Raw genomic sequence first — 8351 nt, 5'->3', positions numbered from 1 at the left:
CCAAGGCTCCACCGAACCCTCGGGCGGCCCGGAGCGTCCCAGCTGCGGCGAGGCGTTGCACCTGGCGGCGGCTCACCCCGAGGTGACGGGCGGTCTCGCTGACCGACAACGGCATGCCCCCATTATGTCGTGATCGCGACCAATTGTTGCCTGACCCGTCGTTCTGTCTTCGCTCAGCCGGCTATAGCCGGCTGAGCGAAGACAGAAAGGATCCCCCGGCCGACGTCGTCGACGAACTGGAGGATCGCGGCGGGGTCCTCACGGCCCTCACGAGGGGGCAGGACCACCAGGCGGGTGACACCGAGGTCGGCGAAGGCCGAGACCGCGGCGGCGTCGAGGGGGACGCGGGGGTGGGGCGTCACCGAGATCTCCAGGTCGCCGAGCGACGCCGGCCGCTCGTACTCGTCGAGGGCCGCACGCAGGGCAGCCACGGCGGCCGCGGTGGCGTCCACGGTGAGCGAGAAGCCGTACCAGCCCTGGCCCCGGGTGACCGCCCGCCGGAACGACGCCGGCACGTGGCCGCCGAAGATCAGCGGCGGCCCCGGCTGCTGGACCGGCACCGGCTCCGCCCGCACCCCGTCGAACGACACGAAGCGCCCGGAGTACGACGCCCGGCCCGGCGTCCACACCGCCTGCATGGCGTCGAGCGCCTCCTCCAGCCGCCCGCCCCGGTTGTCGAACGGCACGCCCAGCGCCCGGAACTCCGGCTCCAGGTAGCCCACGCCCACGCCGAACAGCACCCGCCCGCCCGACACCCGGTCGAGCGACGCCACCTGCTTGGCCAGCAACAGCGGGTTGTGCATCGGCACCACGGTCACACCCGTGGCCAGCCGCAGCGTCGACGTGTGGGCGGCGATGGTGGCGAGCGCCACGAACGGGTCGAGCAGCGGCGTCTCCGGCGGCGACGGCGACGGCGGCACCCGGGGGTCGGGGAACACGTAGTGCTCGCCCGTCCACACGCTCTCCCAGCCGGCCGCCTCGGCCGCCACCGCCACCCGCACCGAGGCCGAGGGGTCGGCGCCCAGGGCGTCGAGGTTGATCGCGAACAGTCCGAACCGCATGGTCCGGCACGCTACAAAGCGCCAGGCCGGATCAAGCCGGATCGAGCCGATCAACCCGGGTCGAGCCGGTGCCACCCGTAGGCGACGGCGCCGGCCACGACCGGCTGGAAGTACGACACCACCCGGTAGGCGGCGGTGGCGACGACGGCCTGACCGGTGGGCACGCCTGCGGCGACCAGGGCGCCGGTGAGCCCCGCCTCCACGAACCCGAGCCCGCCCGGGGTGATCGGGATCATGCCCAGCACCTTGCCGGCCACGAACGCCAGCAGCACCAGCCCCGGCGCCGGGCGACCGCCGACGGCGGCCAGCGCGGCCAGCAGCGCCAGGTAGTCGAAGCCGACGTTGCCCGCCGCGGCCAGCGCCGCCCGCGACTTGTTGTCGCCCAACTGCTCGCGGATGAGGTCGCGCTCGACCATCATCCGCTCGGGCAGGTCGTCCATCCGATGGCGACGGAACACACGGTTCCACGAGGACTGCACGAACGACGACACCGCCAACAGCGGCCGGTTGGTGGCGAGGAACACGGCCAGGACGCCACCCAGCAGCAGGCTCCCGGCGATGCCGAGCAGCGCCGCCACCAGCAGCTGGCGGGGCACGTCGGGCACCGTGAACAGCGCCGGCAGGGCGAACACCGGGCTGACGAACACCGACGCCGCCGCCAGCAACCCGACCACGGGCGGCCCGGACACCGCGGTGGTCCCGTCGACCCCGCCGGCTGTCAGCATCCGCATCTGCACCGCCGCCCCCGTCGCCGCGCCCCCGGGCACCACCTGGCTCACGGCGTTGCCCACCAGCTGCGCCCGGGCGACCGCCCGCCACGACGCCGAGGGCATCACCAGCCGCATCAGGTACCAGAGGCACACGAACGACGTGCACTCCGAGGCGGTGATCACCAGCATCCACAGCGGGTTGATGTCGACCACGTCGCCGAGCGAGGTGTAGACGACGGCCAGCGTCGGCGCCAGCACCTGCAGCGACACCGCCGCCAGGACCACCAGGAAGACCCGGCCCACCAGCCGCCAGCGGCGCCGGGGTTCGACGAGCGGCGTCGGCACCGGTGCAGCAGCGGACAGTTCGGACCCGGACATCCCGGCGACGATACGCGGCGTCACACCCCCGACATAGCGCGGAGCGCGGCCTCCGTGGGCTTGTCGGCGGGGAAGAACGCCTCGATGATCAGCTCGCTGAGAGTCACGTCGAGAGCGGTGCCGAAGCTGGCCAGGGTGCTGAAGAACGCCAGGTCCTGGCCGTCGAGCCGCAGCTGCATCGTGGTGCACACCAGCGCCGCCGGGTCGAACACCGCCGGTGACGTCTCCTGCACGCCCGGGTAGGCGCGCAGCTCGTCGAAGAGGTCCGACAGGTACGGGTCCTGGGCGAGCACGGCCTGCTGGCGCAGCCGGTGGAGCAGGTGGGAGCTGTACTCGCCCAGGTTGGTGATGTACGGCCCCATGCCGTCGGGGTGCAGGGCGGCCCGCAGCAGGTTCAGGGGCGGCTCCAGCAGGTGGGGCGCCAGCCGGCTGCCGAGCAGGGTGAGGGCCGTGGCGTTGGCGGCGACCAGGTCCCAGTGGCGGTCGACCACCGCCGCCGGGTACGGCTCGTGGCCGGCGAGCACCTTGTCGAGGGCCTCGCGCACGGGCGCCATGGCTTCGTCGTCGAGCGGCCGCTGCCCGTACACCGGGGCGTAGCCGGCGGCGAGCAGCAGCCCGTTGCGCTCCCGCAGCGGCACGTCGAGGTGATCGGCCAGGTGCAGCACCAGCTCGCGGCTCGGCTTGGCCCGGCCGGTCTCCACGAAGCTCAGGTGCCGGGCCGACACGGCGGCGTCGAGCGACAGGTCGAGCTGGCTGAGCCGCCGCCGCTGGCGCCAGTCCCGCAGCAGCGCTCCCACCGAGGAGCTCGGGGACCCGGCTGTCACGACGCTCGTCATGTCCGGGACCGTACCGGCGTGAGGGAAGAGCGGCGCCTACCTCACAGGTAATCGCCGGGCGCGGCGCCGAGTCGCACAGTGGGCGTCATGACCAACACCGACACCCCCACCGACACCACCGCTGTGGTCGACGCCTACCTGGCGAGCCTCGACGAGGCCGACGACGCCGTCCGGGCCGACCTCGTCGCCCGGGCGTGGGCGCCGGACGGCCGCTTCGTCGACCCGCTGCAGGAGTACAACGGCCACGACGAGCTGCGCACGATCAACCCCATCATCCAGCAGCTCTACCCCGGTGCCCGGTTCCGTCGGGTGAGCGGCATCGACGTCCACCACGACCAGCTGCGCTTCGCCTGGGACATGACCACCCCCGACGGTGCGCAGGTCGTCGCCGGCATCGACATCGGCCAGCTGGGCCCGGACGGCCGGCTGCGGAGCATCACCGGGTTCTTCGGCGACCTCCCCGCCGAGTGAACGACCGGAGCGGGCCTACGAGCGTGCGCGGATAGGCCCGCCTTGTCTCGTGTTGCGGTGCTGCGTTGCCGGTAGGCCTCGCTGCTGAGCTGGTGTCCGGCCGCCAAATGCCGGACTCGTGGGCTGCAGGTGCGCCCAGGTCGCTCGGCCTACGAGTCCTCGTCGTCCGGTGCCTGGATCTGGTCGATCAGGTCGTCGATGTAGGACTCGTAGGCCCGCACCAGGTCGATCCGCTCGGGGTGCAGCAGCCACTGGATCTGGATGCCCTCCATGAAGGCGACCCACTCGGCGGCGCGGGCGTCGGGATCGGTGTCGGGGTTGAGCTCGCCGATGCGGATGCCCTCGTTGAGCGCCGCGGAGAACCACCAGCGGAGGCTCTCGGTGCGCTCCTGCGTGTAGGTGCGGGCCGCGCCCTCCCGCACGATCGCCTCGAAGCTCACCACCACCCGCATCCGGGCGTGCTGCGGTCGTTCCACCAGGACCTTCGCCGTCGTCGCCAGGCGGCGCAGGGTCTCCAGCGCGCTGAACGGTGCGCTCGCCATGTAGTTCTCGGCCTCGAGGAACGACGAGTCCATGCGTTCGAGCACGGCCAGCAGCAGCTGGTCGACGTCGTCGAAGTGCTGTCGCACGTCGTCCTCGCCCAGCTCGGCCCGTTCCGCCACCGTCGCCAGCGTCGTCTGACGGATCCCGTCGGACGCGAAGAGCTCGAACGCTGCGTCGATGATGAGTTCCCGCTCGGGCAGCGTGTCCTGGCGATTCCAACCCTCGGACGCCATGCGAGCGAAAGTACTCCTCCCCGGTGCGGTTTGCGGCCGGTTCGCCGGGTTGTTCGGGCGGTAGCGTGCGGGCCCGTGGGAAGCCTGAGCGAACGTTCTGTCGTCGTCACGGGCGGGGGGAGCGGCATCGGGGCCGCCTGCGCCGCCGAGCTGGTCGCCGCCGGGGCGCGGGTCACGATCTGCGGCCGGACCGAGAGCCGGCTGGTCGAGGTGGTCGAGCGACTGGCCAAGCCGGCGGCCGACGCGGGCGGGACCGTCGGGCACCTGGTCGCCGACGTGACCGTCGAGGACGACGTCGCCCGCCTGGTCTCGGCGGCGGCGGGCAACGGCGGCGGTCTCCACGGCGTGGTCGCCAACGCCGGGGGCGCCGGGGCCCTGCAGCCCTACGAGCGCCAGCCGACGGAGGAGTTCGTGCGGGTCCTGCACCTCAACGTGGTCGGCACCATGCTGCTGGTGAAGCACGCGGTGCCCCACCTGGTGGCGGCGGGCGGCGGCTCGTTCGTGGGCATGTCGTCGATCGCCGGGCACATGACCCACCCCTACTTCGGTGCCTACTCGGTGGGGAAGGCCGGCATCGAGGCGATCGTCCGCAACGCAGCCGACGAGTACGGCCACGCCAAGGTGCGGTTCAACGCCGTGCGACCGGGCTTCACGTCGACCGAGCTGATGGCGTTCATCCCCCGCGACTCGGCCATCTACGAGAGCTACATCGCCAACACGCCGATGGCCGGCGTCGGCGAGCCGGAGGACGTGGCCCACCTGGTCCGCTTCCTGCTGAGCGACGAGGCGCGCTGGATCACCGGGCAGACGATCAACGTCGACGGGGGCCACTGCCTGCGCCGGGGCCCGGACTTCTCCAGCTTCCTCGGCGACGACGCCCTGCCCTTGTAGCGCACACAGCGCACACGGCCTGACCAGCGCCGACAGAACCTCCCGTACCAACCACCCCGCCGCCGCCCCAAGCGGCGAAGGGCTGCGCCTTCACTTTCTCACAAGGCACCTCGGGGGTCGTGCGCTGGCCGTCGCCGGGCGTTCGTCGGGAGGAAACCACCCCGAACCAGGGTCTCCGTACGTTGCCGGCGTGGACAGAAGATCCTTCCTCCAGGCCGGCGCCCTGACGCTCGGCGCCGCCGCCCTCCCCGGCCTCGCCGCGGCGTGCGGCAGCGGCGGCTCCGACGCCGATTCGACGTCGGGCGGCTCCGGCTCCGGGGGCGGCAAGCGCAAGGTGAAGCTCGGCTTCATCGCCCTCACCGACTGCGCCTCCGTCGTCATGGCCCAGGAGCTCGGCTACTTCGACGAGCGCGACCTCGACGTCGAGGTCGTCAAGCAGGAGTCGTGGCCGGTCACCCGCGACAACCTGCTGCGGGGCGAGATCGACGGCGCCCACTGCCTGCTCGGCATGCCCTTCTCGGTCGCCACCGGCATCGGTGCCGAGCAGCCGTCGCGCGACCTGAAGGTCGCCATGATCCTCAACAACAACGGCCAGGCCATCACCCTCGGCAACGAGTTCGCCGACGCCGGCTACGGCGACCTCGACGCCGCCAAGGAGGCGCTCGCCGCGGCCGGCACGCCGCAACTGGCCATGACCTTCCCCGGCGGCACCCACGACGCCTGGCTGCGCTACTGGCTGCTGGCCACCGGTACGAAGTTCTCCGCCGTCGACATCCAGCCCGTGCCGCCGCCGCAGATGGTGCAGAACATGACCGTCGGCAACATCAAGGGCTACTGCGTGGGCGAGCCCTGGAACGCGGTCGCCGTCGCCCAGGACATCGGCTTCACCCACCTCACGACGCAGGACATCTGGGAACACCACCCCGAGAAGGCCCTGGTCGTCGGCACACGGCTCACCGAGGAGACCGACGTCCTGAAGGACGTGATGGGCGCGGTCCTCCAGGCCGGCAAGTGGCTCGACGACCCCGACAACCGCTCCGAGGCCGCCGACACCCTGGGCGTCGAGAAGTACGTCAACGCCCAGCCCGACGACATCCGGGGCCGCCTCACCGGCACCTACGACCTGGGCGCCGACCTCGGCGAGCGGACGTTCGCGGGCGACCAGATGCAGTTCTTCCGCGACGGGCTCACCAACTTCCCCCGCCGCGCCTACGGCCTCTGGTACCTGGCCCAGTACCAGCGCTTCGGCTACCTCGACGAGGCCCCGCCCTACCAGGAGCTGGTCGACGAGCTGATCCTCACCGACCTGTACGCCGAGGTCGCCGCGGCCGAGGGGGTCGACGTGCCGGACGACGACATGGCGCCCTTCGACGTGAAGCTCGACGGCGTCACCTTCGACCCTGCCAACCCCGACGAGGAGGCAGCCCGCCCATGAGCGTGACCAACCCCGCCCCGGTGGAGGTGACGGAGGAGCGACCGGTCCTCGCGGTCGTCCCGGCCGACCCCGTCCCCGCCCCCGCCCCCACACCACCCGTCCTGCCTACGGGCTCCCGCACCCGCCGCGCCGGCGCCGCCCTCGGATGGGCGGTCGTCGGCGTGGTCGTGTTCGTGGCCCTGTGGGCGCTGGGCGCGTCCCGCAACCCCAAGCTCCCGACACCCGGCGACACCTTCACCGTGCTGCGGGAGCTGCTGTCCGACCCCTTCTACGACAACGGCCCCGACGACAAGGGCGTCGGCGTGCTGGTGTGGCTGACGCTGCAGCGGGTGTTCAAGGGCTGGACGCTGGCGACGCTGGTCGGCGTGCCGCTGGGCCTGGCCATCGGCTCGAGCCGGCGCACCTGGCAGGCCGTCAACCCGATCGTGCAGGTGCTGCGGCCGGTGTCGCCGCTGGCGTGGTTCCCGATCCTGGCGTTCGCGCTGGGCGAGTCGGAGATCGCGGCGATCTGGACGGTGTTCGTGATCGCCCTGTGGCCGACGGTGCTCAACACCGCGGCCGGCGCCGCCGCCGTGCCCACCGACCAGCGGGACGTGGCCCGCGTGTTCCGCTTCGGCCGCCTCGCCTACCTGCGTCACGTGCTGTTCCCGCACGTGCTGCCGTACACGGTCACCGGCCTGCGCCTGTCGATGGGGATGGGCTGGATCGTGATCGTGGCCATCGAGATGCTCGGCGGCACGTCCGGCATCGGCCGCCAGATCTGGACCTGGTACAACGCGCTCAACCTCGACAAGGTCGCCGCCGGCATCGTGATCATCGGCGTGGTCGGGCTCGTGTTGGACCTGCTGTTGCTGCGGCTGGCCAAGGCCGTCGCCATCGAGGACGGAGCCCAGCCGTGAGCCTGGTCGTGGAAGGTGCGTGGAAGTCGTTCGCCCACGGGGGCAGCGCCCAGTCGGTGCTCCGGGGGATCGACCTGACCGTCGAGCCCGGTGAGTTCGTCTCGCTGATCGGCCACTCGGGCTGCGGGAAGTCGACGCTGGTGCGGGCGCTGGGTGGGCTGCTGCCGCTCGACGCGGGCTCGATCCGGCTCGACGGCAACCCGGTGACCCGGCCGGGGCCCGACCGGGCGATGGTGTTCCAGAACTACTCGCTGCTGCCCCGCCTGAGCCTGGTGGACAACGTGCGGGCCGCGGTCCGCTCGGCCCGGCCCGAGAAGACCCGGTCGGCCGCCGCCGACGCGGCCGAGCGCTACCTCACCGCCGTCGGGCTGTGGGAGGCGAAGGACAAGAAGCCGCACCAGGTGTCGGGCGGCATGCAGCAGCGGGCCGCCGTGGCCCGGGCGTTCGCGGTGGAGCCGCGGGTGCTGCTGGCCGACGAGCCGTTCGGGGCGCTCGACGCCCTCACCCGGGCCAAGTTGCAGTCGCAGCTCATCGAGCTGTGGACCAGCGAGTCCGACACGGAGATCGTGGTGATGGTCACCCACGGCATCGACGAGGCGATCCTGCTGTCGGACCGGATCGTGGTGATGGGCAACCCGCCCGGGCCGTCGATCGTGGAGGTGATCCCCGTCGAGCTGGCCCGCCCCCGGGACCGGGTGTCGGTGATCGACGACCCCCACTACCGCGAGGTGCAGGAGCGCCTCCTCCACCTCCTCACCTTCGAGGAGGCTGCCTAGTGGCGGCCGCGAGGACCCTGGTTCTGGCCGGCTACGGGATGGTCGGGCACCGCTTCCTGGAGGCCATGGTCGGGCGGGGCCAGCTCGGTCCCGACGGGCCGTGGCGGGCGGTGGTGGT

Annotated in this window: 9 protein-coding genes; 5 read left to right on the top strand and 4 right to left on the bottom strand. The window is 72.2% G+C overall.

The annotated features are described in order from the left end of the window. Nucleotides 1-173 precede the first annotated feature (173 nt). The 3 genes from VK611_28710 to VK611_28700 are packed head-to-tail and all read right to left on the bottom strand — an operon-like array spanning nucleotide 174 to nucleotide 2985. Nucleotides 174-1061: a TIGR03619 family F420-dependent LLM class oxidoreductase gene (locus VK611_28710; GenBank protein ID HMG45349.1), complete on the bottom strand. Its 888-nt coding sequence runs from the start codon at nucleotides 1059-1061 to the stop codon at nucleotides 174-176. A gap of 50 nt (nucleotides 1062-1111) precedes the next feature. Next, nucleotides 1112-2149 (bottom strand): flippase-like domain-containing protein, encoded by a 1038-nt coding sequence (locus VK611_28705; protein ID HMG45348.1) that lies wholly within the window; start codon nucleotides 2147-2149, stop codon nucleotides 1112-1114. A 20-nt stretch (nucleotides 2150-2169) separates the two neighbouring features. Then, nucleotides 2170-2985, bottom strand: coding sequence for a helix-turn-helix transcriptional regulator (locus tag VK611_28700; protein HMG45347.1), 816 nt, complete (start codon nucleotides 2983-2985; stop codon nucleotides 2170-2172). Nucleotides 2986-3072: 87 nt separating this feature from the next. On the opposite strand from VK611_28700, the gene VK611_28695 reads away from it, so the two are divergent. Continuing rightward, nucleotides 3073-3456, top strand: a complete 384-nt coding sequence (locus VK611_28695; protein ID HMG45346.1) for a nuclear transport factor 2 family protein — start codon at nucleotides 3073-3075, stop codon at nucleotides 3454-3456. A 149-nt stretch (nucleotides 3457-3605) separates the two neighbouring features. Here VK611_28695 and VK611_28690 read toward each other — a convergent pair whose 3' ends face one another. Continuing rightward, on the bottom strand, nucleotides 3606-4232 hold the full coding sequence (locus VK611_28690; GenBank protein HMG45345.1) for a TetR family transcriptional regulator C-terminal domain-containing protein: 627 nt from the start codon (nucleotides 4230-4232) through the stop codon (nucleotides 3606-3608). A 75-nt stretch (nucleotides 4233-4307) separates the two neighbouring features. On the opposite strand from VK611_28690, the gene VK611_28685 reads away from it, so the two are divergent. From VK611_28685 to VK611_28670, 4 genes are all read left to right on the top strand, one after another. Then, on the top strand, nucleotides 4308-5123 hold the full coding sequence (locus VK611_28685) for an SDR family oxidoreductase (GenBank protein HMG45344.1): 816 nt from the start codon (nucleotides 4308-4310) through the stop codon (nucleotides 5121-5123). Between the two features lie 190 nt (nucleotides 5124-5313). Further along, the gene (locus VK611_28680) at nucleotides 5314-6558 is read left to right on the top strand and encodes a CmpA/NrtA family ABC transporter substrate-binding protein (protein ID HMG45343.1); all 1245 of its coding nucleotides are present in this window, start codon (nucleotides 5314-5316) and stop codon (nucleotides 6556-6558) included. Further along, entirely contained in the window at nucleotides 6555-7457 is a 903-nt protein-coding gene (locus VK611_28675; GenBank protein HMG45342.1) for an ABC transporter permease subunit, read from the top strand. The genes VK611_28680 and VK611_28675 overlap by 4 nt, the downstream gene beginning before the upstream one ends. After that, a complete protein-coding gene (locus VK611_28670) occupies nucleotides 7454-8233 on the top strand; it encodes an ABC transporter ATP-binding protein (protein HMG45341.1) in 780 nt (259 codons plus the stop codon). Before VK611_28675 ends, VK611_28670 begins: the two co-directional genes overlap by 4 nt. Nucleotides 8234-8351 lie beyond the last annotated feature (118 nt).

It is taken from the genome of Acidimicrobiales bacterium (assembly GCA_035316325.1).
Lineage (GTDB): Bacteria > Actinomycetota > Acidimicrobiia > Acidimicrobiales > VFJN01 > DASXTK01.
Note: the sequence above shows the minus strand (reverse complement) of the source record. Positions and strands in the feature narration are given on the sequence as shown.

What these genes read in the sequence shown, in the direction of transcription:
- VK611_28710 (HMG45349.1), bottom strand. Translation starts at nt 1,061, where the DNA reads ATGCGGTTCGGACTGTTCGCGATCAACCTCGACGCCCTGGGCGCCGAC.
- VK611_28675 (HMG45342.1), top strand. Translation starts at nt 6,555, where the DNA reads ATGAGCGTGACCAACCCCGCCCCGGTGGAGGTGACGGAGGAGCGACCG.
- VK611_28705 (HMG45348.1), bottom strand. Translation starts at nt 2,149, where the DNA reads ATGTCCGGGTCCGAACTGTCCGCTGCTGCACCGGTGCCGACGCCGCTC.
- VK611_28700 (HMG45347.1), bottom strand. Translation starts at nt 2,985, where the DNA reads ATGACGAGCGTCGTGACAGCCGGGTCCCCGAGCTCCTCGGTGGGAGCG.
- VK611_28695 (HMG45346.1), top strand. Translation starts at nt 3,073, where the DNA reads ATGACCAACACCGACACCCCCACCGACACCACCGCTGTGGTCGACGCC.
- VK611_28690 (HMG45345.1), bottom strand. Translation starts at nt 4,232, where the DNA reads ATGGCGTCCGAGGGTTGGAATCGCCAGGACACGCTGCCCGAGCGGGAA.